This window comes from Streptomyces sp. NPDC006283, from assembly GCF_040613325.1.
Taxonomy (GTDB): domain Bacteria; phylum Actinomycetota; class Actinomycetes; order Streptomycetales; family Streptomycetaceae; genus Streptomyces.
The window spans coordinates 1-25,195 of the sequence record NZ_JBEXRZ010000097.1; the positions used below are offsets into that span (position 1 = coordinate 1).

Genomic DNA, 25,195 nt, shown 5'->3' on the forward strand with positions numbered 1-25,195 from the left:
CACCCGGACCGGGTACGCATTGCCGGGCCGTTCCACGACGCCGGGAGGACCTGCCGGTGCGGGCCGCCTCTTCGTGGTGGAGGGAGCTCAGGCCAGGCAGCAGGGCAGCGCGCCGTGGTGGTCGATCATCTCGCCGAGCGCGCTCTGCATGACGGGCATCGGCAGCGGATCCGCCGCGCCTGTGCCGTCGAGTTCGGCGAAGGCGCGGTGCAGATTGGGCACGAGCCGTTCGCTGTCCAGCAGCTGCGCATAGGGGCCGAGGGCGGCGCCGCGGGCGGTCTCGAGCGGGGTGAGGCCGGCCCGCCTGCCCTCGGCGGCGAGCTGCTGGACCCGGCGCAGATAGCCCTCGACCTCGTCGAGGACCTCGGGCCCGCAGACCGGGCCGTGGCCGGGGACGATCGTGGTGGCGCCGAAGGCCCGCAGCCGCTCCAGCGCCGTCAGCGAGCCGGTGATCGAGCCCATCAGGCAGAACGGCGTCACGCCGTTCATCACCAGGTCGCCGGTGAACAGCACCTTGTGCTCGGGCAGCCACACCACGGTGTCGTTGGAGGTGTGCGCGGGGCCGATGTGCTCCAGTTCGGCGCGGATCGCTCCGACGTGCAGGGTCAGCCGGTCGGTGAAGGTCAGCTGGGGCGGGGCGAGTTCGATGGTGCCCCAGTCGACGTCGGGCCACAGTCCGGTCAGGTGCAGCCCCGCGGCGATCATCTCGCTGCGGGTGCGTTCGTGGCCGATGACGAGCGCTTCGGGGAACAGGTGGTTGCCGAAGGCGTGGTCGCCGTGGAAGTGGGTGGTGACGACCGCGCGGGGGGCGGCCGCGTTCAGGCCGAGCGCGGTGGCGCGCAGATGCCGGGCGCGGGACTCGGTCGCGGCGGTGTCGACGAGGGCGCTCTGGCCGTCGGAGACGATGATGCCGGCGTTGTTCAGGCACCAGCCGCCGGGCGGCTGGAGGTAGGCGTGGACGCCTGGCGCCACCTCCGTCGCCCGGCCGGCGGGCGCGGGGGCTTGGTTGCGGACGGTGGTGCTGGACGGCACGGCCTCTCCTCACGCAGGTGTCGCGGACAGGGGCCGAGTCTGGTGCGGGCCGCTTGTGGCGCCCTGGACTCTCCAGAGGCATTTGAGCAGCCTGCGACCGGCCTCCTGGAGCGTTGCGAGGTGACGGCCCGCCGCGGGGCCCGTCTCCAGCCGAGGGGAGCCACTTGACTTCCTCCCCCTCGTGAACGAGGGGGATTCCTACGGCTCGCGCCGTGGGGTTTTCTGCTTCGTCGCCGACTGCCCGCCCGGAGTTCTCCGTTGAGGTCTTACACCAGCTCCACAGACAGACACGGCCAGCCCGGCCGCCAGAAGGTTGCGTGCTGCGTTCACGTCCCGGTCGTGGGCCGCCCCGCAGCTGCCGCACGTCCAGGTACGGACGGAAAGCGGCATCCTGTGCTGCACGGCGCCGCAGGTGGAACACAGCCGGGAGGACGGGAAGAAGCGGTCCACGACCACCAGATTCCTGCCGTACCAGGCTGCCTTGTACTCCAGCATCATCCGCAGCTCCCGCCACGCCGCATCACTGATGGCGCGGGCAAGGCTGCGGTTGGTGACCATGTTGCGCACGGTCAGGTCCTCGATCACGAGCGTTTGGTTTTCACGCACGAGTCGAGTGGTCAGCTTGTGCAGGTGGTCACGGCGGCGATCGGTGATCCGGGCGTGGATCTTCGCGACCTTCCGCCGGGCCTTGGCCCGGTTGGCGCCGTCGCCCCTGGCCTTGCGTGCCGGCTGCCGCTGGGCCTTGGCCAGCCGGGCACGGTCGCGGCGTTCGTGCCGGGGGTTGGCGATCTTTTCCCCCGTGGAGAGGGTCACCAGGTGGTCCAGGCCCGCGTCGATCCCGACCGCCGAGTCCGTGGCGGGCAGCGGCTTGACGGCCGGGTCCTCCACCAGGAAGGAGACGAACCAGCGTCCGGCCGCGTCCTGCGACACGGTCACCGTCGAAGGGGGCACGCTCTCGGGCAGCGGCCGGGACCACACGATGTCCAGCGGCTCGGACATCTTCGCCAGAGTGAGCCGGCCGTCCCTGAACCGGAACGCGGACGTGGTGTACTCCGCCGCCTTCCGCGACTTCTTCCGCGACTTGAACCGGGGGTACTTGGCACGCTTGCCGAAGAAGTTCGCGAACGCCACCTGAAGGTGCCGCAACGCCTGCTGGAGCGGGACCGAGGACACCTCGTTCAGATAGGCCAGTTCCTCGGTCTTCTTCCACGCCGTCAGCATCGCTGACGTGGCGTTGTAGTTGATCCGCTCCTGCCGCGCCCACGCCTGTGTACGGGCGGCGAGCGCCATGTTGTAGACCTTCCGCACGCAGCCGAAGGTGCGCGACAGCTCCGTCGCCTGCGCATCCGTCGGAAAGAAGCGGTATCGATACGCCCGCTTCACGTGAGTGGCCACAGCTCACAAACTGTCACGCCAACTTGTGGGCTTCTGCGGGTGGTTGATGGTGGACGACGAATCGCCCGGCGGCGATTCGTCTTTCCCTGCCCTGCTCCGCAGGAGCTTCGTTTCCTCCCCCGGCTCAAGCCGGGGGTATCCACGAAGGAGTTCCGATGAGCGACGAGTTCTGTCACGGGTCCGGTATCGCGCAGGCCGCGCACGCGGTGGCGCTGCTCGCCGCCGAGCGGGCCGAGCGGGCCGAGGAGCAGCGCCGCGCCGACCCCCAGGTGCTGCGGGCCGTGATCGAGGCGGGTTTCGCCCGGCACTTCGTGCCCGCCGCGCACGGCGGCGCCGCGGGCACGTTCGCCGAACTGGGCGCGGCCGTCGCCACGCTCGGGGCGCACTGCCCGGCGACCGCGTGGAGCGCCTCGATCGTGGCGAGCCTGGCGCGGATGGCCGCCTACCTGCCGGAGGCCGGCCGCAAGGAGGTGTGGCGCGAGGGCCCCGACCCGGTGATCGTCGGCTCCGTCTCCCCGGTGGGCCGGGCCCACGCCGTCGACGGCGGCTGGCAGGTCGACGGCACCTGGCCCTACGTCAGCGTCGTCGACCATTCCGACTGGGCGCTGGTGATGGCGCCGGCCGCGGCGGGCGAAGGGCGGCCCAGGCCACGGTTGTTCGCGCTCCCCCGCAGCGCGTACCGCACCGAGGCGACCTGGTCGGACGTGGGGATGCGGGCCACCGGCAGCAACACGCTGATCGTGGCGGACGTGTTCGTCCCCGACGAGCTGAGCTTCGCCGCGCAGGACCTGCTGACCGGGCAGGCCCCGCAGGGACTGGACGGCTGCCATGCGGTGCCGCTGCCGGCCGTCAACGGCCTGTTCTTCGCGCTGCCGATGCTCGGCGCCGCCAAAGGTGCGCTGCGGCTGTGGTCGGCGCACGCGGCGCCGAAGCTGCGTTCCGCCTCGTACACCCCCGGGCCGGGCCCCGGGCGCGGCTTCTACGAGGAGACGCTGGCCCGCTGCTCGGGCCGGCTGGACGCGGCACGGCTGCTGCTGGAACGCGTCGCGGACGTCGCGGACCGGGATGCGGCACCCACACCGCTGGAGACGGTGCGCGCCCAGCGCGACTGCGCCTTGGCCGCCGAGATGCTGGTGGACGTCGTGGACCGGCTGTTTCGGGCCTCGGGCACCAGCGGGCACAGCACGACGGGCCCGCTGCAGCGCATGTGGCGCGACGTCAACTCGGCGGCCGGGCACGTGGTGCTGCAGTTCGGCCCGGCGGCGGCCGCCTACGCGGGCCGCGCGGCCGGTGAGTCGTGAGCTCCCCCGCGCGCCCGTGGCCGCTGCGGCTGGCGCGGCGGTGTCTGCGGCCGCTGTGGCAGGGCCTGGTGGCCTGCGGTGCGGTGTATCTGGCGGGCGAGAGCGAGCGGGCCGCGCCCCGTCGCCCGACGGTGCTGCTCGAGCCGCCCGCGGGGCATCCGGAGCGGCTGCGGCCGGATGTGCCGCTGACGGCTCTGGAGCGGGCGCTGCTGCGCGAGTGGGAACGGGCGGGCTGACCGCCTGTATGGACGGTGCCCCCCGCCAGGCGTGACATCGAATGTCAGCGTCCCCTCGGAGTGGACGGGCAGCTCTGCGCAACGGTGTGGCTGTGGCCCTCCGACGAGGTTGTCCGGGAGGGCCGCACCGTCATCCTTGCCGGGTACGGCGAACGGGCCCGGCGGACGTTGTTGTCCGCCGGGCCCGTCGCGGTGTGCGGGTGCCGGGTCGTGCTAACAGTGCAGCAGCAGTTGCTGCGGGCCGCGGACCAGGGTGCCCTGGCGCCAGGGCACCTGCGCGGCGGGGACCGCCAGGCGCAGGTCGGGGAAGGCCTGCAGCAGCGAGGCGAGGGCCACGCGCAGTTCGAGGCGGGCCAGTTGGGCGCCGGTGCAGTGGTGCGGGCCGTGTCCGAAGGCGAGGTGCGGGTTGTGGTCGCGCTCGAGGTCCAGGACGTCCGGGTCGGTGAAGACGTCTTTGTCGCGGTTGGCCGAGATCATCGCCGCGATCACCGATCCGCCTTCGGGGACGAGGGTGCCGCCGATCTCGACGTCCTCGGTCGCCAGGCGCGGCAGCACGTCCCCGCCGCCGAGCGCGATGTAGCGCAGCAGTTCCTCGACGGCGGTGTCCAGGTGCTCGGGGTGCCGGGCCAGCCAGACCCAGCGGTCCTGGTCGAGCAGCGTGTAGACGAAGTTGGACAGCTCGGCGGCGGTGGTCTCGTAGCCGGCGAGGAGGATGGTGCCCGCCAGGCTGATGAGTTCGGCCTCGGTGAGCCTGTCCTCCTCGTCGCGTGCGGCGATCATCTGGGACATCAGGTCGTCGCCCGGGTGGCGGCGCAGGTGCGCGATGTGCCCGGACAGGTAGGTGCCGAACGCCTCGCCGACCTGCTGCATCTCCTGCGCGTCGACCGCGCCGTTGCTGAAGGCGACTTCGGCGACCCGGCTGAAGTAGTACCGGTCCTTCGGCGGGACGCCGAGCAGTTCGCAGATGACGGTCATCGGCAGCGGCATGGAGAAGTGCGCGACGAGGTCGACCGCCTCGCCGCCGGCGGCCCGTGCGCGCAGGTCGTCGATCAGGTCGTCGACGATTTTCTGGATGCGCGGCCGGCGGCGCTGGATGCTGCGCTCGGTGAAGGCGCTCGCGACCAGGCGGCGCAGCCGGGTGTGGTCGGGCGGGTCCATCGCGAGCAGGTGCCCGGGGGCGGTCACCTCGCGGACCGTGCGCGGTATGTCCTTGCCGACGGTCGCGGCGCGTGACAGCCGCCGGTCGGCGAGGACCTGTTTGACGTCGGCGTGTCGGCTGACCAGGTAGCCCTCGCCGCCGTACGGGAGGCGGACCTTCTTGACGGGGCACTCGGCCCGCAGGCGGGTGAACTCGCCGGGGACCTCGAGCGGCCGGCCGGGCTCGGTGTCGAAGGGGAACGCCGGCACCTGCCCGGCCGGGGCGTGGGCCCCGGCCGCGGTCTCGGTCTGTTGGGGTGCGGTTCTCACGCCGGTTCCTTGGCCGGGACGGCCGCGGGTGCGGTGGGCCGGGTGGTGGTCACCGGGCGGGTGGGGACGCGGGTGCTGCGCGGGCGGCCCAGGCGCAGCATCAGGGGCCGTTCGACGTAGCGGCACAGCAGGAGGCCGAGGGCCTGGGTGAGGACCAGGGTGCCCAGGACGATGCCCCAGCCGGCCATGAGTCCGAACGTGGCGGTGGGGCCGACGACTTCGCGGACGATGGCGAGGACGGGCCAGTGCACCAGGTAGGTGGCGTAGGAGGCGTCGCCGAGGGCGACCCAGCTCTTGCGGGCCATGAACGTGGAGCGACCGTCGATGTCGCGCAGGGCGATGAGGGGGATGAACAGGCAGACGGTGATCGACATGATGCCGCTGCTGGCGTAGGTGGCGGGCAGGGCGCCGTCGACGGCGAGCCAGACGAGGTAGGTGGCGGCGACGGTGGCGAGGAAGATCCAGCGGGCGCGGATCTTGGGCCACTGGCCGGTCTGCACGATGCGGGCGAGGACGACGCCGAGGAGGAACTCGGGCAGGCGGCTGAGCGGCAGGAAGTAGACCATCCAGGCCTGGTCGAAGGAGAGCGGCGCCCAGAACGGCCAGACGGGGCCGCCGACGACGGCGTTGATGACGGCGGGGATCGCGATGACGAGGGCGACCAGGCCGGCGAAGACGCCCCACAGGGCCTTGGCCGGGATCTTCAGCAGCGGGCGGATGAACAGCGGCAGGGCGAGGTAGAAGGCGATCTCGCAGGAGACCGACCAGTTGATGCCGTAGACGCTCATCAGGTAGGCGGGGTCGGGGATCCAGGCCTGCACCAGGAAGAGGTTGGCGACGGCGGGGCCGACGCCGGTGGTGCCGATCATCGCCAGGGGGCCGACCACGGCGAGCAGGATCAGGGTCAGCGCCCAGACCACGACATGGCCGGGGAAGATCTTCGCGGCGCGGGCGCGCCAGTAGCGGCCCAGTCCGTTGCGCCAGGACTCGCCCCAGGTGAGCACGAAGCCGGAGAGGATGAAGAACGAGGCCAGTGCGGTGGTGCCGTAGGGCCAGATGTGGCCGAGGTTGTTGACGTACTCGCTCTCGAAGAAGCGGGCGGCGGCGAGGGTGTGGGTCCAGAACACCGCGTTGAAGAGGATGAAGCGGTAGCCGGTGAGCGAGGGAAGTTTCGCTATTCCGGCGGACGATGTCGAGGTGGGCGAGGAGGGGACGGACATCCCGGTCGCTCCCGTCATGTGTGTGGTGGGTTCGGGGACTTGGGTGGGGCAGGGGTGCCGGGCGCTCAGGCGGGGCGGACGGACAGGGTGTGGCGGAAGACGCCGCGCGGGTCCCACGTGGCCTTGATGCGCTGCAGGCGGGGGTAGTTGTCCTTGTAGTAGAGGTGGTGCCAGGGCACGCCGGAGGTGTTCCAGCGCGGGTCGGCCATGTCGATGTCCGGGTAGTTGATGTAGCAGCCGTCGCTGCCGCGGCCCGGGACGGGCACTCCCCCGGTGGCGGCGAACACGTCCCGGTAGGTGCGGCGCAGCCAGTCGATGTTGGGGGCGTCGGCCTCGGGGTCCTGCCAGGTGTTCATGAAGATCACGTTGAGGACGCTGTCGCGGTGTGCGCCGGCGGTGGCGCCCGGCGCCAGGGTGTTGATGCGGCCGCCGTAGGACTGGATGGACACCGACGCGCTGTCGTTGCGGTGGTCGGTGGAGTTCAGGTGGGTGTGGAGGGCGTCGGTCTGGGCGGGGGTGAAAGCGCGCCGCAGATACGCGGACTTGATCTTGTGCCGGCCCTTGTCGGTGTCCTGCGACTCGGCGAGCGCGACGGTGGCGGTCAGCCACGGTTCGCTCGCGGTGTCGGTGATGTAGGGGGTGGCGGCGACGCCTTCGGTGAGGGCGGCGACGTAGCGGTCCAGCAGGTCGCGGGCGTCGCCGGGGGTGCCGTCGAGGTGGGTGAAGACGATGGCGCTCTGCCCGGGGTCGTTGTCCTTCAGCCGGCCGGGCAGCACCAGTCCGCTGTACAGGCCGGCGTAGCGGGAGGTGGGGTGGCTGTGCTGTTCGTGCCACTGGCCGTGGTTGCGTATGAGGCGGCCGAAGGAGGCCTGGTCCATGCCGTCGCGGGGGTAGATGACCGCGTTTGAGATGATGTCGGCGGGTGGGCGCGGCAGCAGGTGTGCGGGGTCGTCGCCGTCGGCGTGCGGGGAGCGGAACCAGAAGCGGGTGACGATGCCGAAGTTGCCGCCGCCGCCTCCGGTGTGGGCCCACCACAGGTCGCGGCGGGGGTCGTCGCTGTCGCGGGTGGCGACGACGGCGCGGGCGCGGCCCGCGGCGTCGACGACGACGACCTCGATCGCGTACAGGTGGTCGGAGGCGAGGCCGTGGGTGCGGCTGAGGGCGCCGTAGCCGCCGCCGGTGATGTGGCCGCCGAAGCCGACGGTGGCGCTGGCGCCGCCGGGCAGGGTGACGCCCCAGCCGTAGTAGAGGCTTTTGTAGACGTCGATGAGCTGGGCGCCGGCTTCGACCATGAAGGCGCGTCGCCGCGGGTCGTAGGTGACGGCGTTCATGGCGGCGAGGTCGATGACGAGCTGGACGGCCGGGTCGCCGACGACGTTCTCGTAGCAGTGGCCGCCGCTGCGGACGGCGATGCGCCGGCGGCGGCGTACGGCGTCGTTGACGGCGCGTACGACGTCGGCGGTGGTGGCGGGGAGGCAGAAGGCGTCCGGGCGGGCGGTGAAGCGTTTGTTGCTGCCGCGTACCGACAGGGCCGCGTAGCGCGGGTCGTCGGGGGTGACCTGGGCGGCGGGCGCCTGCGACGCGGCGGGGGTGGGGGTGGCGCGGGCGGCGGGGGCGAGGCCGGTGGTGGTCAGGGAGGCGGCGGCGCCCGCGGTGAGGGCCTGGGCGACGAAACGCCGGCGGCTGGGGGCAGTCATGGTGTCGGTGCGCCTTTCTGGAGTGGTGCGGGGGCTGCGGTGAACAGGTCGGTCCGCACCGGGACGGGTGCGGGGCCGAAGGCGATGCGGGAGGTGAGGTGTGCGCCGAGCGGGGTGCGGGTGACCAGGGCGGCGGCGCGGGCGCGCAGGTGGGTGGTCAGGGGTCCGGCCGGGCCGAGGAACGCCTTGGCCTGCATGCGCTGGACGCGGGTGACCTGGGTGGCGGCTCTTTCGCGCAGCTGCTGGAAGGGGGCGAGGCGTTCGCGGGTGCAGCCGCCGGTGTGCAGGGCGTCGACGAGGACGGGGTGCAGGGCGGCGGCGTCCTGCAGGGCGAGGTTGATGCCCTGGGCGCCGAGCGGGCCGTGGGTGTGGGCGGCGTCGCCGATCAGGACGAGGCCGTCGTGCACCCAGTGCTGGGCGTGGGCGGCGAACACGTCCAGCAGGGTCAGGTCCGACAGGCTGGTCAGGTGCGTGTGGAGGAGGTCGGCCAGTTCGGGGACGGCGGCGGCCAGTTCGTCCTTGAGGGGGGCGATGCCGCGGGCCGCGGCCGCCTGCCAGCCGCGGTGCGGCAGGGCCCAGCCGATGCGGAGCCGGTCGGGGTGGGTGTCGTGGACGAGTACGGCGGCGCCGGCGGCGCGGTGGATGCGCACGCGGCGGGTGGCGCGGCCGGGTGCCGGCAGGGTGAACCAGACGATGTCCTGGTCGAACGCCTCGGTGCGTCCGGCGTCGATACCGGCCAGGGTGCGGGTCCTGGAGAACCGTCCGTCGGCGGCGACCACGACGTGCGCGGCGACGGTGGTGCGCGTGGCGGGGCCGGTGAGGGTGGCGCCGGCGCAGCGGTCGTGTTCGTGGACCAGGGCGTGGATGCGGTGGCCGGGCAGGTAGGTGAAGCCGGGCAGCCGGTGGCAGGCGGCGAGGAGTTCTTCGAGCAGGTGGCGCTGGGGCAGGGCCAGAAGCTGCGCGTAGGGGGGCGTAAGGCGCCGGTAGTCGATGTCGAGCAGGACGCGGCCGCCTTCGAGGACCTGGAAGCCGTCGAGGGTGCGGGCGCCGCGGTCGCGTGCGGCGGCCAGTACGCCGAGGTGGTCGAGGATGCGCTGGCCGCCGGGCTGGAGGATTTCGCCGTGGAAGTCGCGGGCGAAGGAGGTCGACTTCTCGGCGAGGGTGACCTGGATCCCGGAGCGCAGCAGCAGCAGGCTCAGGGCGAGTCCGGCCGGGCCGGCGCCGACGACCAGGACGTCGGTGTGCGCCGCCGGCGCCGGCCCGGCGGAGGTCACACCGCTGCCCGGGCGGACAGGGCCCGGTTGACCAGGGCGAGGTAGTCGCGGGGGGTTTCCGCCTCGTCGAGGCCTTCTTCGTCGAGGGCGATGTCGTAGTCGCGTTCGATGCGGCCGGTGGTCTGCAGCAGGGCCAGCGAGTCGTAGCCGAGGGCGAGGAAGGGGACGTCGAGGACGTCGCCGTCGAGGTCGACGCCTTCCTCGACGCCGGCGCACTCGCGCAGCAGGGCCTTCAGATCGGTCAGTTCCAGGCGGTCCATGCCCATGTCTCCTCTTCGATGCGTGTCATCTCGGTCCGGGGCCCTGGCTGAGTACGGCCGCGGAGTTGAATCCGCCCCGGCCGCGGGCCAGGACGAGCGCGTTGCGCAGTCGCATGCCGTGGCGGGGGGTGGTGACCAGGTCGACGGGGCAGTCGTCGGCGGGGCGGCGGGTGCCGATGGTCGGGGGGATGACCTGGTCGCGCAGGCTGAGCAGGGCGGCTGCCACATCCAGGCAGGCGCCGCCGGCCAGGAGGCGGCCGGTCATCGTCTTGGGGGCGGTGACGGGGACGCCGGCGGGGCCGAACAGGGCGGCCAGGGCGTCGGCTTCGGCCCGGTCGGCGCCGCGTTCGCCGGCGGCGTCGGCGAAGACGACGTCGATCTCGTCGGGGCGTTTGCCGGCGTCGGCGAGGGCCAGGCGGGCGGCGTCGGCCAGGCGGGGGGTGCCGGGGCCGTCGAAGGTGGCCGCGTATCCGGCGAGGGTGCCGTGGACGCGGGCGTCGCGTGCCTGGGCGGCGTGGGCGCTTTCGAGGACGAACAGGGCGCCGCCCTCGCCGACCACGTGGCCGTTTGCCGCCGCGTCGAAGGGCAGGTAGGCGCGGGCGGGGTCGGTGGTGCGGCTCAGCGCACCGCCGGCCAGGTGGGCGGCCCAGCCCCAGGGGCACAGGGCGGAGTCGACACCGCCGGTGATCATGAGCCGGCTGCCCTTGCGGATGTGGCGGCGGGCCTGGGCGAGGGCGTCGAGGCCGCCGGCCTGTTCGGCGACGACGACGCCGCTGGCGCCGCGCAGGCCGTGCCGGATGGAGATCTGGCCGGTGTTGACGGCGTAGAACCAGGCGAAGGACTGGTAGGCGCTGACGTGCTGGCCGCCCTTGCTCCACAGGGCCTGCAGTTCGCGCTGGCCGAACTCGAAGCCGCCGGCGGAGCTGGCGGTGACGACGCCGGCGCTGTAGTCGGGGAGGGTGGCGGGGTCCTGGCCCCAGTCGTCGAGGGCTTCCTTGGCGGCGGCCAGGGACAGCCGGGTGACCCGGTCGGTCTGCGGCAGCAGCCGGCTGGGCAGGTGGTCCTCGTCGACGAAGCCGGGGACCTCGCCGGCGATGCGGACCGGGTAGCGGGTGGCGTCGAAGCGGGTGAGGGGGCGGATGCCGCTCTCGCCGGCGAGGACGGCCTGCCACCAGGCTTCGGTGCCCAGGCCGTTGGGGGCGGCGACGCCGATGCCGGTGACGACGGTGGCGGCGGTGGGCCGGGCGGCGGGCCGCTGCGCGGGCCGCACGGCGGGCTGGGTGGCACGGTGGTCCGCCAGGGCCGTGGTCATGCTGCCTCCTTCAGGCGCGGCCGGGTCAGGACGATGGCGCTCTGGAAGCCGCCGAAGCCGCTGCCGACGCTCAGGACGGTGTCGGTGCGCTGTTCGCGGGCGGTCAGGGGGGTGTAGTCGAGGTCGCAGGCCGGGTCGGGCTCGTGCAGGTTCGCCGTCGGCGGCACGGTGTTGTGTTCGATGGCCAGGGCGCTGGCGGCGACCTCGAGGGAGCCGATCGCGCCGAGGGAGTGCCCGATCATCGACTTGATGGAGCTGACCGGGACGGTGTGGGCGTGCGCGCCGAGGCTGCGTTTGAAGGCGGCGGTCTCGTGCCGGTCGTTCTGCTTGGTGCCCGAGCCGTGGGCGTTGATGTAGTCGACGGCGGTGGGATCGAGCCGGGCCTCGTCGAGGGCGGCGGTGATCGCCTCGGCCATCTCGGCGCCGTCGGCTTTCAGGCCGGTCATGTGGTAGGCGTTGCTGCGGCCGGCGAACCCGGCGATCTCGGCGTAGATGTGGGCGCCGCGGCGGCGGGCGTGCTCGAACTCCTCCAGGACCAGGACGGCGGAGCCCTCGCCGAGGACGAATCCGTTGCGGGTGCGGTCGAAGGGCCGTGAGGCGGTGGCCGGCTCGTCGTTGCGGGGGCTGGTGGCCTTGATGGCGTCGAAGCAGGCGACGGTGATCGGCGAGATGGGTGCTTCGGTGGCGCCGGTGACCATCACGTCGGCGCTGCCCTCGCGGATGAGGTCGACGGCGTGGCCGATGGAGTCCAGGCCCGAGGTGCAGCCGGTGGACACGAGGGAGACGGGGCCCTGGGCGCCGCTGGCGCGGGCCACTTCGGCGGCCATGGAGCTGGGCACGAAGTAGTCGAAGAGGTGGGCGACGGCGCGGGTGTGGTCGACCTCCCAGGTGCTGCCGCGTTCGCTGACGACGGCGTACTCGTCGTCGAGGCCGGTGGTGCAGCCGACCGCGCTGCCGAGGGTGACGCCGGTGCGCAGTGGGTCGCTGCCGCCGGGCGTAAGGCCGCTGTCGTCGAGGGCCTCGCGGGCGCTGACGAGGGCGAACTGGGCGGCCCGGTCCAGGCGGGCGGCGTCGGCGGGGGTGAAGCCGTGCTCGGCCGGGTCGAAGTCGGCCTCGGCGGCGATGCGTGAGCGGTAGCCGGACGCGTCGAACAGGGTGATGCCGCGGGTGGCGGTGCGGCCCGCGGTGAGCGTGTCCCAGAAGCGTGTGGTGCCCACGCCGCCGGGTGCGACGACGCCTATGCCGGTGATGACGACCCGTCTCATCGGTTGTCCCTCACAGTTGGTCCTCCAGATAGGGGCTCGGTGCGCTGCACGACACGGCAGGCTCGTCCGATGAGCCGGGGGATCTCCCGGCCGCGTACGAAGAAGTGGTCGCCGGGGACGGTGCGGCGCACCAGCCGGGCGCTGGTCCAGCGCCGCCAGCCGTCCATCGTCTCGGCGCCGACGACCGGGTCGTCGGCTCCGTCGACGGCGAGGACGGGCAGCGGCAGGGGCCCTCCGGTGGCCGGATCGAGTGCGGCCGCCCGCAGGTCGGCGCCCAGGGCGAGGTCGTCGCGCAGTACGGGCAGCACGGTGCGGTGCCACACGCTGCCCGCGTCGGCGAGCAGGCCGGTGGGTGCGGAGCCCAGGTCGCCGAGGAAGGCGAGGAGCTGCTCGTCGCTCAACTCGCTCCCGCGGCCCGCGGGCACGGCGTCCGGCGGCGGGCAGGCGCCGACGGCCACCAGCGCCGGTGGTGGCAGGCCCTTGTCGATCAGGGCGCGGGCCAGGGTGTAGGCGACCATGCCGCCCAGGCTGTGCCCGTACAGGACGTAGGGGCCGTGGTGTGCGGCGCGCGTCATGTCGTCGAGCAGGTCGGCGAGCAGGCCGGCGCGTGTGGTCAGGCGCGTTTCGCGGCGCCGGGCCTCCCGGCCGGGCAGCGGCACGGGAATGATGTCGAGGTCCGGGCCCGAGCGGGCGGGCCAGCGGGCGAAGCCGGTGACCCCGGCGCCGGCGTGCGCGAAGCAGTACAGCCGCAGCGGTGGGCGGCCCGCCGGGGCGGGGCGACCTGCTTCGACTGTTTTCTGCACGGAACCGTTCATGGGCACCGAGCCTCGACCACTGGCCTGGAGAACGGCTCGAATCAGCCAACCGCCGCCCCCGCGCCGGTGGTTGAGCGTTCGGGTCAGGCGGCGTACAGGTTGAACGTGGAGGTGCGGCGGGGGCTGGAGGCGATGTCCAGCTGGGGGTCGACGGCGAGCATGGCCTGGTGCAGGCGCTGCAGTTGCGGTGAGGGCTCCACGCCGAGCTCGTCGATCAGGCGCCGGCGCAGCCGGTGGAAGACGTCGAGGGCGGTGGCCTGCCGGCCGGAGCGGTAGAGCGCCACCATGGCCTGCGAGTGCAGGCCTTCGTGCTGGGGGTGGCGGGCGATGAGGTCGGTGAGTTCGGCGATCACCTCGACGTGGCGGCCCAGGCGCAGATCGGCGTCGATCCGGCGCTCGCGGGTGACCAGTCGGCTCTCCTCCAGCCGCATGACCTCGATCTCCAGGATGGGGCCGACGCGGACGTCGACCAGGGCGGAGCCCTGCCACAGTTCCAGTGCCTGCCGGTAGGTGCGGGCGGCGCGTTCGTCCTCGCCCTCGTCGAAGGCCTGCTGGCCCTCGCCGACGAGCCGCTCGTACTCGTGCACGTCGACCGCTTCGGGCGGTATCTGCAGCAGGTAGCCGCCGTGCCGGGTGGCGAGCACGTCCTTCGCGGTGCCGGGGGCGTCGGGGCCCATGGCGGTGCCCAGCCGGCGGCGCAGCTGGAGGATGTACGTCTGGAGCGTGGTGAGCGCACTGAGGGGCAGTTCGGTGCCCCAGATCTCCTCCATGAGGGTGGGGACGGGCATGACCCGTCCGGGGTAGAGGGCGAGCAGCGCCAGGATCTGCCGCGGCTTGCCCGCCGTTGGAACGATCGACATCCCGTTGACGTGGCCACTCAGCGGACCCAGAACCTGAATCTTCATGGTTTCCTCCGTACCTCGACGGCCTGCGCCCGGCTTCCGAACCCCTTGACGAGTCGGTATCCGAGGCGCGGTCGATATTGCGCCATGACAGGACCCGCTGTCCTTTCCTTACGATCCATGGACGAGACGCACGGTAGTCCTTTTCGACTCGGGTGCCGGGTGAATCTCCAGCCACTGTCGAGCAGTTCTGTACACGGTGGACTCTGACGCGGCACTGACAGACAGCTGACCGGCCCGCGCATGAATATCGGATCGTCTTCCGGGACGGCTTGCTCCGCTGTTAGGTTTCCGGTTCATGGAGAGCTATTCGGAACGTGAGGTGCCGCCGGGCGCGGATCCGCTCACCCGGCAGCTGCTGCGGCAGATGGTCGCCCGCTGTATGCGGCTGGAGCCGGCCGAACTGCCCGGCGACGACGAGGACCTGGTCGATCACGGGCTGGACTCCATCAGCACGATGCGGCTGATCTCCGCCTGGCACCGGCGTGGGATCGAGGTCGGCTTTCCGGAGCTGATGGCCCGCCCGACCCTGGGCCACTGGTGGCACCTGCTTTCCGAGCAGGACACGGTCCGCACTCCCTGAAAGAAACTCAAGACCCTTCAGAAAGCGGCTGGAGTCCCGCTCGCGCGTGTCCCGTCGTGCTCCGTCACCGTCTAAGGTCCGATAGTCGAAGAGTTGTCCTCGGCTTTTTCGTGAAGCCGGAATCGGATCACAGACGGAGCCCCCATGGAATTCGGCGTCAACTTCTTCCCGGTCGTCGACCCGGTCAAGAAGAGTGCGAGCACCTATTACGACGAAAGTCTCCAACTGGTCGAGCTGGCCGAGGCGCTGGACTACGAGCATGTCCAGACCGTCGAGCACTACGGCTCCCCCTACGGCGGCTACAGCCCCGATCCGACGGTGTTCCTGACCGCCGCGGCGGCGCGCACCAGCCGCATACGGCTGGTGACCGGTGCGGTGATCGCCTCCTTCGCGCACCCGGTGCAGGTCGCGGCGCGCCTGGCGCTGCTCGACAACCTGTCCCACGGGCGCCTGGACGTGGGCTTCGGGCGTGGTTTCCTGCCCGACGAGTTCGAGCTGTTCGGTGTGCCGATGCAGGAGAGCCGGACCCGGTTCACGGAGGTCGTCGAGGCGTGCGTGGCGCTGTGGAGCGGGCAGGAGGTCCGCTTCGAGGGTCAGGTGCACCGCTTCGGGCCGGTCACCGGCTTCCCGCGGCCCTACCAGCGGCCGCATCCGCCGGTGTTCGTGGCGTCCGCGACGAGCGCCGAGTCGTGTGCGCTCGCCGGTGAGCAGGGGCACCATCTGCAGGTCGTGCCGTCGGTCACCAGCCGCGAGCAGCTGGTGGGGATGATCGACGCCTACCGGCGGGCGCGGCAGGCCGCGGGTCACCAGGGCCCGGGCCGTGTCCAGATCAAGTACACCTGCTACCTCGGCGAGGACCGCGACACGGTGCTGGAGGACGCCCGTGCGTGCGAGCACAACTACGTGGAGCAGATGGCGGCGGCGGTGGCGTCCTGGGCGGGTGCGCGCTCCGCGCAGTACCCCGGCTACGAGAAGTTCGCCGACAAGGCCCGCGGCTACAGCTTCGACACGGCGCTGGCCGACCACAAGGTGCTGGCGGGCACACCCGACGAGGTGAGCGCGCAGGTGGACACGATCCGTGGCTGGTACGGCCCGGACGTGTGCCTGAGTCTGCAGTTCAATCCCGGTCATCTGCCCTATGAGCGTGCCGAGCGCGCCATGGAACTGTTCGCCCAGCACGTCGCTCCCGCGTTCGCCGGTGACGGCGTGGCCGCTGCCGCGGCTGCCGCGTGAGCGCGGTCCGACCCGAGGGAGCACACATGTACGGCACTCAGGGCGGGCTGCGGCTGTTCGTCTTCCATCACGCGGGCGGCTCCCATCTGCTGTACCGCGACTGGCCGGGCCTGCTGCCCGCGTCGTGGGACGTGCGGCTGCTCGACGCGCCGGGCCGCGGCCGGCTCACCGGCGAGCCGCAGATCGACGACGCCCGCGCTCTCGCCGGTTTCTTCCGGCGCCGGCTGGCGGCCGACCTGACCGGCGATTTCGCGTTCTTCGGGCACAGCATGGGCGCCCTGATCGCCTACGAGCTCGCCCAGCAGCTGGCCGCGGAAGGAGGGCGGCTGCCGGTGTGGCTGGGGCTGTCCGCGCGCGGGGCGCCGCGTCCGACGGGCGACGGCACCCGCCGTCATGAACTGCCCGACGACGAACTGCGCCTGCACCTGGCCGCGATGGGCGGCACGCCGCTCGAGGTCCTCAAGGATGCGGACCTGTGGGAGATGTTCGCCCCGGCGCTGCGCAACGACCTGAAGCTGGTGGAGAGCTGGCGTCCGCTGCCCGGCGCGCCGGCGCTGACCATGCCGGTGTCCGTCTACGGCGGCGACGGTGATGTCGTCGTCTCACCGCAGCGGCTGGCCGGCTGGGAGCAGCACTGCGCCCGCTTCACGGGGCTGCGGATGTTCGACGGCGGCCACTTCTACTTCCAGGCCGACCCGCGGCCGCTGCTGGAGCACGTGGCCCGGGACGCGGCGGCCGCACTGAACGCGGCGGGCACGGCGGGCGCGGTGGGGGCGTCGTGAGCGGCCGCAACCAGGACGCGGACATAGTCGTCGTCGGCCTCGGCGCCTGGGGCGCGTGCGCGCTGTGGCAGCTGGCCCGGCGCGGGGCGCGGGTGATCGGTGTCGAACGGTACGGCCTGGCGAGCCCCCACGGCTCCTCGTACGGGGAGAGCCGCATGTTCCGCACGGCGTGCCTGGAGCATCCCGGGCTCGTGCCGCTGGCGCAGCGCTCGCGGCAGCTGTGGCAGGAGCTGGAGCGGGAGAGCGGCGCCCATCTGCTCGATCCGACCGGGGCGATGCTGATCGGCCCGCCCGACGGGCGGGTCGTGGGCGGCGCGCTGCGGGCCGCGAAGGAACACGGCCTGGACATCGAGGTGCTCCAGGAGCGGGAGCTGCGCCGCCGGGCGCCCGCCCACGACGGGCTCGCGCCCGGCGACATCGGCGTGGTGGAGCCGGCCGGCGGGCTGACCCTGCCGGAGATGACGATCCGGGCCGCTGTCGGCGCGGCCCGCTCGGCGGGCGCCGAGGTGCTGACCGAAACCCGGGTGGCCGCTGTGGAGTTGACCGGCTCGGGCGTGGCCGTGCACACGGCCGGCGGCCGGGTGCTGCGGGCCGGGCAGGCGGTGGTCACCGCCGGGCCGTGGCTCTCCCAGCTGGTGCCCCAACTGCCGCTCGAGGTGGTGCGGATGCCCACCACCTGGTTCACCCCCGCGCGGCCGCACGAACGGTTCACGCTGCACCGCCTGCCGGTGTTCATGCGCGAACTCGACGGCGGCGACGTGATCTGGGGGCACGGAGTGCTGCCCGGCGGCTTTGAGCTCAAGCTGGGCCTGGAGGACGGCGGCCGGCACTTCGCGACCGTCGACATCGAGGCCGTGGACCGCTCGGTGTCCCCCGCCGACTGGAGCGTGCTGGTCAAGCATCTGGCCGGCGCCGTGCCCGGGGTGGGCCAGGCGCCCACCCGGGCGGTGGCAGGCGTCTACGCCCGCACCCCCGACGGCCAGTTCGTCATCGGCCGGCCCGGGCGCGATGCCCGCCTGGTGGTCGCGGGCGGCTGCAGCAGCCACGGCTTCAAGCACTCCACCGGCATCGGCGAGGTGGTGGCCGACCTCGCGCTGGGCAGGGAGCCGGCCGTGCCGCTGGGGTTCACCGATCCCGACCGATTCTGAGGGACGTGCGAGGAGAAAATGAAGTTCCGCATTCTCGGTCCGGTGGAAATCCACGACGAGCGAACCGGTGTCCGGATCCTTCCCACGGGCGCCAAACAGCGCGCCCTGCTGGGCGCGCTCGTGGTGAAGTCGGGGCAGATCGTGTCCGTGCACCGGCTCATCGACGAGCTGTGGGGCGAGCAGCCGCCGGCGAACGCGACCAACGCGCTCCAGGCCCATGTGGCGCGGCTGCGCCGGCTGCTGCCGGTGCCCGAGCCGGGCTCCGGCGAACAGCACCACGAGTGGATCGTGACCCGCTCCCTGGGCTACGTCCTGCGGCTGGGCCGGGCCGGCACCGACGCCGACACCTTCCACCGACTGGCCGCCCAGGGCCGCGCGGCAGCCGCCGCCGACCCCGAGCAGGCCGCCGAACTTTTGCGCCAGGCCCTGGCGCTGTGGCGCGGCCCTGCTTTGGAGGGCAGCGTCCTGGGCGACATCTGCGCGGCCGAGGCCGCCCAGCTGGAGGAGAACCGGCTGACCGCCCTGGAAGCCCTGTACGACGCCTGCCTGCGGGCATCGCGGCACGGTGAGATCACCGGCGAGCTCGAGGAACTGACCACCGACCACCCGATGCGGGAACGTTTCTACGACCTGCTGATGGTCGCCCTGTACCGGTGCGGCCGGCAGGCGGAGGCGCTGAGCGTCTACGACCGGGCACGCAAACGGCTCGTCCACGAGCTGGGCGTCGAACCGGGCCCGGCTCTGCGCGGCCGCATGGAGTCGATCCTGCAGCACGACCCGCGGCTGGCCGTACCGGGCACCGCCGGGTTCACGGCCCGCGTCCACCCCATGCCGCTGCCGTCCGCACCCGGGCCGGCCACCGCCCCGCCGCCCGGGACGGACGCCGCCCAGGACGCCGGTCCGGACGCGACGGTGTTGAGCCTGACCGGGGAGATCGCCCGCCTGCGCAGCCGCATCGAGCGGCTCTCCCTCGAACAAGAAGCCCTGATGCGCCGCTTCGACGCTCTGGTGGCCAACCCGGCGGCGGGGCAGTAGCGCCCGTCCCGGGGTCGGCAGACCACGCCAAGCACCGACGCGCGCCGCCTAGTACTGCAACGACCGCAGGGTCCTGGCGTGCTACCACCTGCCCGCCCGGCTCAGCCCTCATGCCCGCCACCGATGGATACGGATCGAACACTCCTGGCCCTGGGCCACAGCGTTCACCACCGCATGGCGGCGCCTCACCGACCTACCGGCCGTCATCCGACAGCCGCCCCCCAACCCGCCGAAGAACAGGAAGGAATCGACCAGCACCACTCCGGGAGATGTGGAAGCCCGGCGCACCCCGCAGCGACACACGAAGATCCCACCCGACACCCACCGGGACAAACGGGATGAACCGTTCACCCCACCGAGCAGCCTTCACCGCTGACGAATCGAGGTTGAGGTCGGCGTTTACCAGTTCATTGGGGTTCAGTTGGGGCGAGTATGGCGGCAGGAAATGCAGCTCCACCCCGTCGGGGTGGGCGGCCAGCCAGTCATAGACCTTCTTCGAGCGGCGCGCGGAGTGCCCGTCGACCACGAGGTGGACCTTGCGGGCCGATCCGTCGGTGAGGTGCCGCTGATCCGCCGCGCGCCCTCCCGACCCCTTGGCAATGCTGGCGGGGTCTGCTCGGGACCTCGCGCGTCGGACCAGCGGCCCTCCCACCTCCGGACTGTCCACACGCACCCGCCACCCCACGGAGTCGGGACATGAACCGGCACGGAATCCCGAGCAGCACACCGCAACCAGGTCCGAGGACGTACCCGGTCGGGGTGTCGGTGGCCGGGCGGGGGCCGAGGGTACCTTGAGCCACCCACCCGATGCCCCGCGCCGGGCGCACTCCAGCCCCTGACCCAAGGTCCCCCCGACCCCCGCGTTGGGCATCCCGGGGCTCTTGCGGGAACCCATGGCGTATAACACCTGAGCCATATAGCATTGCAGCCATGACCGGTGAGCGGTACACCATTGAGATCGAGCCCGAGGTCCGCCTCTGGCTAGAGAATCTACCCGCCCACCACTACGTGATGGCCGAACAGAAGGTCGACCGCCTCGCCGAGAACGCGACGACCCTGGGCGAGCCCTACAGTCGCCACCTCGGCGGCAAGCTCCGCGAGTTACGTTTCGACCTCGGCGATAACGCGCAGCGCATCACCTACTGGCTCGCCCCTGACCGCCGTGTCGTCCTGCTGACCGTCTTCCGTAAGACGAAGATGCGCGAGAAGGCCGAGGTGGATCGCGCCCGCGCAGTCCAGGCCGCATGCGAGACCAGTCATGCGCCGGCCGCCGAACACGACATCTACAGCCGCCCGATCAAGGAGGAACTGCGATGAACCACGCCGAGTGGAAGACCCGCCGCCACCGCAAGCTCCTCGGCGAAGCGGTCGAGGACAACGCCGAGTACGACCGCCTGTACGAGGAGGCGGAACTGGCCCATGACCTCGGCCAGCTGGTCTACGACCGGCGCACCGCCCTGGGCCTGTCCCAGACAGAACTCGCCGAACGTTGCGGGATGAAGCAGCCCCAGGTCTCCCGGATCGAAGGCGGCGGCACCGTACCCACCATCCCCCTCCTGCGACGTCTGGCACGCGCTCTGGACGCCGACCTGACCATCGAACTCACCCCGCACCACCAAGCGGCCTGAGTAACCTCCCGATAGCCGGCGACCCGAGGCAGACCAAGGCTGGTGGCTCCCCGGACCACGCGGGCGACCTGCCGGTCAAGGTCCGGCTTCTGGCCGGCTGAAGAGACACGGCAGTACGCCACCGCTATGCCGTGGTGATCAGGGGCTCAGGTCCAGTACACGGACCGGCTCCCCCGCCCACCGGTGCGGGGCTGTGGTGGCGATGATCGCTCCGTCGGGACGGTCCACGGTGGGCTGTGCCGCGTACTGACTGTGCGCCGCGGCCCAGGTCTCCTGCCGTGCGACGGCCAGGGCAGCGGGCAGGTCCAGCTCGAGGACGGTAATGCCGGGCAGGGCGGCCAGGTGTCCGGCCGTGCCCGGGCGGGCACGGTCAGCTGCGACCAACGCGCACGCCGTGACGTACAGGAACCAGCCCGCTTCGGCGTGGTCGCGATGGATCAGGCGGAAGGTGAGAATGTTGCCCTGGCCAGCTGCGGCCATCATGGTGTCGTCCAGGACGACGTGCCTGGCGTCGCTCACCGGCCGGTCACCTGGGCCAGGCGCCGGTCCAGCTCGCGGTCCAGGTCCTGCTCCTGGGCAGCGGTCGGCGCGCTGCGGCCATGGTGTCCGCCGTGGCGCTCGTCCATCTCCGAGAAGGCGCGGATCATGTCGTGGACGGCGGCGGCCTCGGCCATCGCCCCGACGGACGGTGTGGCCGGTGCGGGCCGGGGGCCTTCTACGCAACTGGCCATACGGATGGGCTGGACTCAGTCGAAAGTCAGCAAACTGGAGAACGGACGCCAGACGGCGACGTCGGACGACCTCCGCATGTGGGCCGAGGCAACCGGCCGACCTGAAACCATCGGTGAGCTGACAGCGCGCCTCAAGGCCCTGGAGACGCATCACCGCTCCTGGCGACGCCAGTTGGCCGCGGGCCACCGCCCGGTACAGGATGTTCACAACGAGGCGCAGGCCAACTCGTCGATCCTCCGCGCATGGGAATCCTCGTGGGTCGTCGGTGTACTCCAGACTCCCGACTACGCGCGTGCGATCTTCACCCGCTTCACGGAGCTGCACCGGTCGACACGGGACATCGAAGACGCCGTGCGCGCCCGGATGAAGAGGCAAGAAGGGCTGTACGACTCGGGAAGGCACTACCGCATCATCATGTGGGAGGCCGTCCTCCATGCTCGGATCTGTCCGCCCTCCGTACTCGCTGCTCAGCTTGACCGGCTGCTGGGCGTGATCGGTCTCGACACTGTGGAACTCGGCATCGTCCCCCTCGGCGCTTCCCTGAAGCTCCCACCTGCCGGAGGTTTCTGGATTTATGACGACCAGCAAGTGATCATTGAGACCTGGCATGCGGAACTCTGGCTGGACGAACGCAGATGGCGTCGCGACTCACCTTCGCGTTTGGGAGACCCTCCGTGAGTCCGCCGTCTTCGGTGCCAACGCCCAGCGGGTGATCAACCAGGCACGCCGGGCTCTGGGCTGAGAAGCGTCCGGCGAGGAGATCTCGACGCAGCGGTGACGATCGGGCACGAGTTGCTCAGCACGAGCGTGATGCTCGGCGCGTTCCGCACCGTGCGCCAACTTGACGGCCGGCCTCGTCTGCTGGAGCCCCACCAGGGGGACCGGTCGGTGCGTGCGGGAGTGCCGGTGAGATTCGGCGAGGCAGGACGCGGCCAGAATGTTGCTGTCGGGCCGACGTCGTCACCGCCAGGGGAGGCACCCTTGCATGAGGCCCGCGGCCGCAGTCCGGTCACACGAGAGCGGCCGCCGACGGGGTGGGAACGTGGAAGCCGCGGCGGTACCACAGCAGCGGCGGCGTCGCCGGGGCGCCGGTGCGTATCTCCACCGGGGTGCCCAGGACGAGGTCGTGGTCGCCGGCGCGCACCCGGTCCGTGGTGCGGCAGCGCAGCAGGACCGTGGCGTCCGGCAGATACGGCACGCCCGTCCCGTCCCATGCGGCGAACTCGCCGCCCGCGAACCGGTCGGCGCCGTGCGTCGCGCACCGCTGGGCGACGTCGCGGTGGTCCTCGCCGAGGAGGTTGACGCAGAACTCGCCGGCCTCGGCCATCGCCGCATGGCAGCTCGAGGTGAGCGCGATGCCCACCATCACCAGCGGCGGGTCCAGCGACACCGAGGTCACCGAGCTGGCGGTGAAGGCATACCGGCGTCCCGCCGCGTCGAGCGTGGTGACGACGGTGACGGGCGCGGCCAGCAGCGCCATCGCGTCCCGGAAGATCTGCGGGTCGGCCACGGGCCGTGCCGTGTCCTGGGCTGCTCCTGCTGTCACGGGGGCTCCTCCCTCGGATGTGGGTGCTCGGTCAGTGGGCGGCGGAGCCCGCGAGGGCGGGCAGGGCGTGGTGCCCGGCGGGCAGCGCCACCTCGCGGGGTGCGGCGCGGCCCCAGGGGAATCCGTCGTGGATCAGCAGCCGGGCGGGCGGCGCGGCGTCGTGCGCCGTCTTCTCCACGGCGAGGGACACCAGCACCTGCGGCCTGGGTTCGAGCTCGGCGAACAGCCAGCGCTCCGCGCTGTCGCCCTCCGGGGGCCTGAAGCCCACCACCCCGCGGTCCTCGGCGAGTTCGAAGGCGAACGAGTCGAACGGCAGGCCGAGCCCCAGGCCGCGGGCCTTGGCGTAGGCCTCCTTCAGCGTCCACAGCCGCAAGGTGGCCCGGTCGCGTCTGCTGCCGGGCCCGATGCCGGTGAGGTAGGCGCGTTCCTCGGGGGCGAAGCTCTCCACGATCCAGTCCAGGCCGCGTTCGGCGCCCCGGTCGAGCCGCTCGACGTCGACGCCGACGCGGCGGCCGCGGGTGACGGCCACGACGTTGCAGCCGTGCGCGTGCGACAGGTTGAAGTCCAGCTCCGTGTCGCCGGCGCCGGGCCGCCCGTAGGAGGCGGGCGGCGTCTGCAGGAACGGGCGGCCGCGCGAGGAACGCCAGATCGTCGCCTCCGCCTCCGGGATACCGGTCTCCAAGGACAGCACCCGCCGCACCAGCGCGTGGGCGACCAGGTACTGGCGGCGGTCGCGTTCGAACAGGAAACGGCCGGCGATCTCGCGTTCGTGCTCGTCGAGCCAGTGCCCGGCCAGCAGGGTGCTGGTCGCCTCGTCGAGGGCCTCGTTGAGGCAGAACCAGAGCTGGACGGTGTCCGGGCCGGCGGCGGTGGCGCTCACCGGGCCCCCGCGGGCACCCGCTCGCGCCGTATCTGGCGCAGCATGCCCGTCAGCACGTTCCCGGTGCCGATCTCGGTGAACTCCGGTTCGGCGCCGTACTCCTCGTCGAGGATCGACTCGATCGTCTCGCGCCAGCGCACCGGCTGGTGGATCTGCTGCAGCAGCAGCTCGCCGACCCGCTCGGGCGTGTAGGGGCGGGCGGTGGCGTTCGCGATCACGGGGAGGGCGAGCGGGCCGAAGACGGTCCGCTCGACGACCGGGTACAGCTCCTCCGCGGCCGGGGCCATGTAGCGGGAGTGGAAGGCGCCGCTGACGGCGAGCCGGCGCACCATGCGGGCGCCCGCGTCCTCGAGGATCGGCCCGGCCTCCTCGAGGTCGGCCGCCGGGCCTGCCAGGACGATCTGGGTGGGCGTGTTGAGGTTGGCCAGGTCCAGGGCGGCGAACCCGGCGCGCAGCAGCAGGAAACGCAGCTGCGCCTCGGGCAGACCGACGACGGCGCTCATGCCGCCGCCCTCGATGCGGGCCATCGCGGCGGCCCGGGCGGCCACCAGACGCAGACCGTCGGCGAAGCCGAACGCGCCCGCCGCCTCCAGCGCGTTGTACTCGCCCAGGCTGTGGCCCACGGCGACATCGGCCCGCACCCCGGTGTCCTGCAGGGCGGCGCGGTGGGCGAGGGCGTTGACGGCGAACATCGCCGGCTGTGTGTAGCGGGTGTTGCCGAGCCGGCCGTCGGGGTCCTCCAGGCACAGCCGGCGCAGGCTGTAGCCGAGCACGTCGCTGGCCTGCTGCTCCAGGTCGCCGAAGCGGTCGAACAACTCCCGTCCCATGCCGACGCGCTGGGCGCCCTGGCCGGGGAACATGAGGATCCGGGTCATCGTGATCACTGCCTTCGTGGTGCGGAAGTCGGTGGGTCGGGTCAGACGGCGACAGCGGTGGCCGTGGCGGGGTAGGCCTCGTCGGCGAGGGCGCCGAGGTCGGCCGCGGTGAACAAGGTCTCCAGCGCGAGCTCGCGTCCGCCGTCCGCGGCGATCCGCGCGGCGATCCGCAGCAACTGCCGGCTCGTCGCCCCGAGCGCGAACAGGTCCTGATGCGCGTCCAGTTGCGCGGTGTCCGCGCCGATCTCCGCGGCGACGACCCGCGCGAGCCGCGCGAACGCGGAGCCGGGGCCGTGGGGTGCGGGGGCATCGGGGGCGGGAGTCTCGGGGGCGGGGGTGCTGCCCCCGATCCCCCACACGGCCTCCATCCGCGCGGACAGCGAGGCGGCGGGCGCGGGAGCGGCGGGCGTTCCGTCCGCCGTGCTGCGCGGCGCCGCGGGCGCTGCCGGTGCGCCGCCGAGCACACCGCCCATCGCGTCGTCCGCGGGGCCTCGCAAGTATTCGTCGTGGAACAAAATGCTCACGCGATCACACACGGTCCCGGCCTCGTCTTCAGTGCCTTCATCCCGGACATGCA

General features: G+C 72.3%; 26 protein-coding genes and 3 pseudogenes. 10 read left to right on the forward strand and 19 right to left on the reverse strand.

From position 1 onward, the window contains the following. Positions 1-87 precede the first annotated feature (87 nt). Positions 88-1,032 (reverse strand): MBL fold metallo-hydrolase, encoded by a 945-nt coding sequence (locus ABZ070_RS20605; RefSeq protein WP_356635843.1) that lies wholly within the window; start codon positions 1,030-1,032, stop codon positions 88-90. A 198-nt stretch (positions 1,033-1,230) separates the two neighbouring features. After that, a complete protein-coding gene (locus tag ABZ070_RS20610; RefSeq protein ID WP_356635845.1) occupies positions 1,231-2,427 on the reverse strand; it encodes an RNA-guided endonuclease TnpB family protein in 1,197 nt (398 codons plus the stop codon). 155 nt (positions 2,428-2,582) lie between these two features. Here ABZ070_RS20610 and ABZ070_RS20615 point away from each other — a divergent pair, with 155 nt between their 5' ends. After that, on the forward strand, positions 2,583-3,728 hold the full coding sequence (locus ABZ070_RS20615) for an acyl-CoA dehydrogenase family protein (protein ID WP_356635847.1): 1,146 nt from the start codon (positions 2,583-2,585) through the stop codon (positions 3,726-3,728). After that, on the forward strand, positions 3,725-3,964 hold the full coding sequence (locus tag ABZ070_RS20620; RefSeq protein WP_356635849.1) for a DUF6059 family protein: 240 nt from the start codon (positions 3,725-3,727) through the stop codon (positions 3,962-3,964). The genes ABZ070_RS20615 and ABZ070_RS20620 overlap by 4 nt, the downstream gene beginning before the upstream one ends. 213 nt (positions 3,965-4,177) lie before the next feature. Here ABZ070_RS20620 and ABZ070_RS20625 read toward each other — a convergent pair whose 3' ends face one another. The 9 genes from ABZ070_RS20625 to ABZ070_RS20665 all read right to left on the reverse strand — a co-directional run bounded on the left by ABZ070_RS20625 (position 4,178) and on the right by ABZ070_RS20665 (position 14,179). Further along, complete coding sequence (locus ABZ070_RS20625) at positions 4,178-5,431, reverse strand: cytochrome P450 (protein ID WP_356635851.1); 1,254 nt, start codon at positions 5,429-5,431, stop codon at positions 4,178-4,180. After that, a complete protein-coding gene (locus ABZ070_RS20630; protein WP_356635853.1) occupies positions 5,428-6,651 on the reverse strand; it encodes an acyltransferase in 1,224 nt (407 codons plus the stop codon). Before ABZ070_RS20630 ends, ABZ070_RS20625 begins: the two co-directional genes overlap by 4 nt. 65 nt (positions 6,652-6,716) lie before the next feature. Continuing rightward, the gene (locus ABZ070_RS20635) at positions 6,717-8,348 is read right to left on the reverse strand and encodes an FAD-binding protein (RefSeq protein ID WP_356635855.1); all 1,632 of its coding nucleotides are present in this window, start codon (positions 8,346-8,348) and stop codon (positions 6,717-6,719) included. Further along, entirely contained in the window at positions 8,345-9,622 is a 1,278-nt protein-coding gene (locus ABZ070_RS20640) for an FAD-dependent monooxygenase (RefSeq protein ID WP_356635857.1), read from the reverse strand. The genes ABZ070_RS20635 and ABZ070_RS20640 overlap by 4 nt, the downstream gene beginning before the upstream one ends. Beyond that, entirely contained in the window at positions 9,619-9,882 is a 264-nt protein-coding gene (locus ABZ070_RS20645; RefSeq protein WP_356635859.1) for an acyl carrier protein, read from the reverse strand. The genes ABZ070_RS20640 and ABZ070_RS20645 overlap by 4 nt, the downstream gene beginning before the upstream one ends. A gap of 25 nt (positions 9,883-9,907) precedes the next feature. Then, a complete protein-coding gene (locus ABZ070_RS20650) occupies positions 9,908-11,194 on the reverse strand; it encodes a ketosynthase chain-length factor (protein ID WP_356635861.1) in 1,287 nt (428 codons plus the stop codon). Next, positions 11,191-12,459, reverse strand: a complete 1,269-nt coding sequence (locus tag ABZ070_RS20655; RefSeq protein ID WP_356635863.1) for a beta-ketoacyl-[acyl-carrier-protein] synthase family protein — start codon at positions 12,457-12,459, stop codon at positions 11,191-11,193. The genes ABZ070_RS20650 and ABZ070_RS20655 overlap by 4 nt, the downstream gene beginning before the upstream one ends. Beyond that, complete coding sequence (locus tag ABZ070_RS20660; protein WP_356635865.1) at positions 12,456-13,262, reverse strand: alpha/beta fold hydrolase; 807 nt, start codon at positions 13,260-13,262, stop codon at positions 12,456-12,458. Before ABZ070_RS20660 ends, ABZ070_RS20655 begins: the two co-directional genes overlap by 4 nt. Positions 13,263-13,357: 95 nt before the next feature. Then, the gene (locus ABZ070_RS20665; RefSeq protein ID WP_356635867.1) at positions 13,358-14,179 is read right to left on the reverse strand and encodes an AfsR/SARP family transcriptional regulator; all 822 of its coding nucleotides are present in this window, start codon (positions 14,177-14,179) and stop codon (positions 13,358-13,360) included. Between the two features lie 295 nt (positions 14,180-14,474). Here ABZ070_RS20665 and ABZ070_RS20670 point away from each other — a divergent pair, with 295 nt between their 5' ends. The 5 genes from ABZ070_RS20670 to ABZ070_RS20690 all read left to right on the forward strand — a co-directional run bounded on the left by ABZ070_RS20670 (position 14,475) and on the right by ABZ070_RS20690 (position 18,957). Further along, positions 14,475-14,759: a phosphopantetheine-binding protein gene (locus ABZ070_RS20670; protein WP_356635869.1), complete on the forward strand. Its 285-nt coding sequence runs from the start codon at positions 14,475-14,477 to the stop codon at positions 14,757-14,759. 144 nt (positions 14,760-14,903) lie between these two features. Further along, positions 14,904-15,992: an LLM class flavin-dependent oxidoreductase gene (locus ABZ070_RS20675; protein ID WP_356635871.1), complete on the forward strand. Its 1,089-nt coding sequence runs from the start codon at positions 14,904-14,906 to the stop codon at positions 15,990-15,992. 26 nt (positions 15,993-16,018) lie between these two features. Beyond that, positions 16,019-16,774: a thioesterase domain-containing protein gene (locus ABZ070_RS20680; RefSeq protein WP_356635873.1), complete on the forward strand. Its 756-nt coding sequence runs from the start codon at positions 16,019-16,021 to the stop codon at positions 16,772-16,774. Next, a complete protein-coding gene (gene solA, locus ABZ070_RS20685) occupies positions 16,771-17,922 on the forward strand; it encodes an N-methyl-L-tryptophan oxidase (protein ID WP_356635875.1) in 1,152 nt (383 codons plus the stop codon). Before ABZ070_RS20680 ends, solA begins: the two co-directional genes overlap by 4 nt. Before the next feature lie 18 nt (positions 17,923-17,940). Then, the gene (locus tag ABZ070_RS20690) at positions 17,941-18,957 is read left to right on the forward strand and encodes an AfsR/SARP family transcriptional regulator (RefSeq protein WP_356635877.1); all 1,017 of its coding nucleotides are present in this window, start codon (positions 17,941-17,943) and stop codon (positions 18,955-18,957) included. A 388-nt stretch (positions 18,958-19,345) separates the two neighbouring features. On the opposite strand, the pseudogene ABZ070_RS20695 reads toward ABZ070_RS20690, so the two are convergent. Beyond that, positions 19,346-19,498 (reverse strand): annotated as a pseudogene (locus ABZ070_RS20695) (transposase); the annotation flags it as partial. A 389-nt stretch (positions 19,499-19,887) separates the two neighbouring features. On the opposite strand from ABZ070_RS20695, the gene ABZ070_RS20700 reads away from it, so the two are divergent. Next, positions 19,888-20,274 carry a type II toxin-antitoxin system RelE/ParE family toxin gene (locus ABZ070_RS20700; RefSeq protein WP_356635879.1) on the forward strand — a complete coding sequence of 129 codons (387 nt, stop codon included), beginning with the start codon at positions 19,888-19,890 and terminating at the stop codon, positions 20,272-20,274. Beyond that, entirely contained in the window at positions 20,271-20,585 is a 315-nt protein-coding gene (locus ABZ070_RS20705) for a helix-turn-helix transcriptional regulator (protein WP_356635881.1), read from the forward strand. The genes ABZ070_RS20700 and ABZ070_RS20705 overlap by 4 nt, the downstream gene beginning before the upstream one ends. Before the next feature lie 26 nt (positions 20,586-20,611). Here ABZ070_RS20705 and ABZ070_RS20710 read toward each other — a convergent pair. The 3 genes and pseudogenes from ABZ070_RS20710 to ABZ070_RS20720 all read right to left on the reverse strand — a co-directional run. Beyond that, positions 20,612-20,701, reverse strand: a pseudogene (locus tag ABZ070_RS20710) (IS607 family transposase); the annotation flags it as partial. A 22-nt stretch (positions 20,702-20,723) separates the two neighbouring features. Further along, complete coding sequence (locus ABZ070_RS20715) at positions 20,724-21,104, reverse strand: hypothetical protein (RefSeq protein WP_356635883.1); 381 nt, start codon at positions 21,102-21,104, stop codon at positions 20,724-20,726. Continuing rightward, a complete protein-coding gene (locus ABZ070_RS20720) occupies positions 21,101-21,316 on the reverse strand; it encodes a hypothetical protein (protein ID WP_356635885.1) in 216 nt (71 codons plus the stop codon). The genes ABZ070_RS20715 and ABZ070_RS20720 overlap by 4 nt, the downstream gene beginning before the upstream one ends. Here ABZ070_RS20720 and ABZ070_RS20725 point away from each other — a divergent pair. After that, positions 21,303-22,059: pseudogene (locus ABZ070_RS20725) on the forward strand (helix-turn-helix transcriptional regulator); the annotation flags it as partial. The gene ABZ070_RS20720 and the pseudogene ABZ070_RS20725 sit on opposite strands and share 14 nt — an antisense overlap. A gap of 267 nt (positions 22,060-22,326) precedes the next feature. Here ABZ070_RS20725 and ABZ070_RS20730 read toward each other — a convergent pair. The 4 genes from ABZ070_RS20730 to ABZ070_RS20745 are packed head-to-tail and all read right to left on the reverse strand — an operon-like array spanning position 22,327 to position 25,142. Further along, a complete protein-coding gene (locus tag ABZ070_RS20730) occupies positions 22,327-22,863 on the reverse strand; it encodes a flavin reductase family protein (RefSeq protein WP_356635887.1) in 537 nt (178 codons plus the stop codon). A 31-nt stretch (positions 22,864-22,894) separates the two neighbouring features. Then, the gene (locus ABZ070_RS20735; RefSeq protein ID WP_356635889.1) at positions 22,895-23,743 is read right to left on the reverse strand and encodes a 4'-phosphopantetheinyl transferase superfamily protein; all 849 of its coding nucleotides are present in this window, start codon (positions 23,741-23,743) and stop codon (positions 22,895-22,897) included. Then, complete coding sequence (fabD, locus tag ABZ070_RS20740) at positions 23,740-24,618, reverse strand: ACP S-malonyltransferase (protein WP_356635893.1); 879 nt, start codon at positions 24,616-24,618, stop codon at positions 23,740-23,742. The genes ABZ070_RS20735 and fabD overlap by 4 nt, the downstream gene beginning before the upstream one ends. 41 nt (positions 24,619-24,659) lie before the next feature. Then, positions 24,660-25,142 (reverse strand): acyl carrier protein, encoded by a 483-nt coding sequence (locus ABZ070_RS20745; RefSeq protein ID WP_356635891.1) that lies wholly within the window; start codon positions 25,140-25,142, stop codon positions 24,660-24,662. Between the last annotated feature and the right edge of the window lie 53 nt (positions 25,143-25,195).

Excerpts from the sequence above, each read along its gene's own strand:
- ABZ070_RS20720 (WP_356635885.1), bottom strand. The coding sequence starts at position 21,316 with ATGGCCAGTTGCGTAGAAGGCCCCCGGCCCGCACCGGCCACACCGTCC.
- ABZ070_RS20705 (WP_356635881.1), top strand. The coding sequence starts at position 20,271 with ATGAACCACGCCGAGTGGAAGACCCGCCGCCACCGCAAGCTCCTCGGC.
- ABZ070_RS20675 (WP_356635871.1), top strand. The coding sequence starts at position 14,904 with ATGGAATTCGGCGTCAACTTCTTCCCGGTCGTCGACCCGGTCAAGAAG.
- ABZ070_RS20700 (WP_356635879.1), top strand. The coding sequence starts at position 19,888 with ATGACCGGTGAGCGGTACACCATTGAGATCGAGCCCGAGGTCCGCCTC.
- ABZ070_RS20655 (WP_356635863.1), bottom strand. The coding sequence starts at position 12,459 with ATGAGACGGGTCGTCATCACCGGCATAGGCGTCGTCGCACCCGGCGGC.
- ABZ070_RS20690 (WP_356635877.1), top strand. The coding sequence starts at position 17,941 with ATGAAGTTCCGCATTCTCGGTCCGGTGGAAATCCACGACGAGCGAACC.
- ABZ070_RS20670 (WP_356635869.1), top strand. The coding sequence starts at position 14,475 with ATGGAGAGCTATTCGGAACGTGAGGTGCCGCCGGGCGCGGATCCGCTC.
- ABZ070_RS20615 (WP_356635847.1), top strand. The coding sequence starts at position 2,583 with ATGAGCGACGAGTTCTGTCACGGGTCCGGTATCGCGCAGGCCGCGCAC.
- ABZ070_RS20680 (WP_356635873.1), top strand. The coding sequence starts at position 16,019 with ATGTACGGCACTCAGGGCGGGCTGCGGCTGTTCGTCTTCCATCACGCG.
- ABZ070_RS20650 (WP_356635861.1), bottom strand. The coding sequence starts at position 11,194 with ATGACCACGGCCCTGGCGGACCACCGTGCCACCCAGCCCGCCGTGCGG.
- ABZ070_RS20665 (WP_356635867.1), bottom strand. The coding sequence starts at position 14,179 with ATGAAGATTCAGGTTCTGGGTCCGCTGAGTGGCCACGTCAACGGGATG.
- ABZ070_RS20645 (WP_356635859.1), bottom strand. The coding sequence starts at position 9,882 with ATGGACCGCCTGGAACTGACCGATCTGAAGGCCCTGCTGCGCGAGTGC.
- fabD (WP_356635893.1), bottom strand. The coding sequence starts at position 24,618 with ATGACCCGGATCCTCATGTTCCCCGGCCAGGGCGCCCAGCGCGTCGGC.
- ABZ070_RS20630 (WP_356635853.1), bottom strand. The coding sequence starts at position 6,651 with ATGTCCGTCCCCTCCTCGCCCACCTCGACATCGTCCGCCGGAATAGCG.
- ABZ070_RS20635 (WP_356635855.1), bottom strand. The coding sequence starts at position 8,348 with ATGACTGCCCCCAGCCGCCGGCGTTTCGTCGCCCAGGCCCTCACCGCG.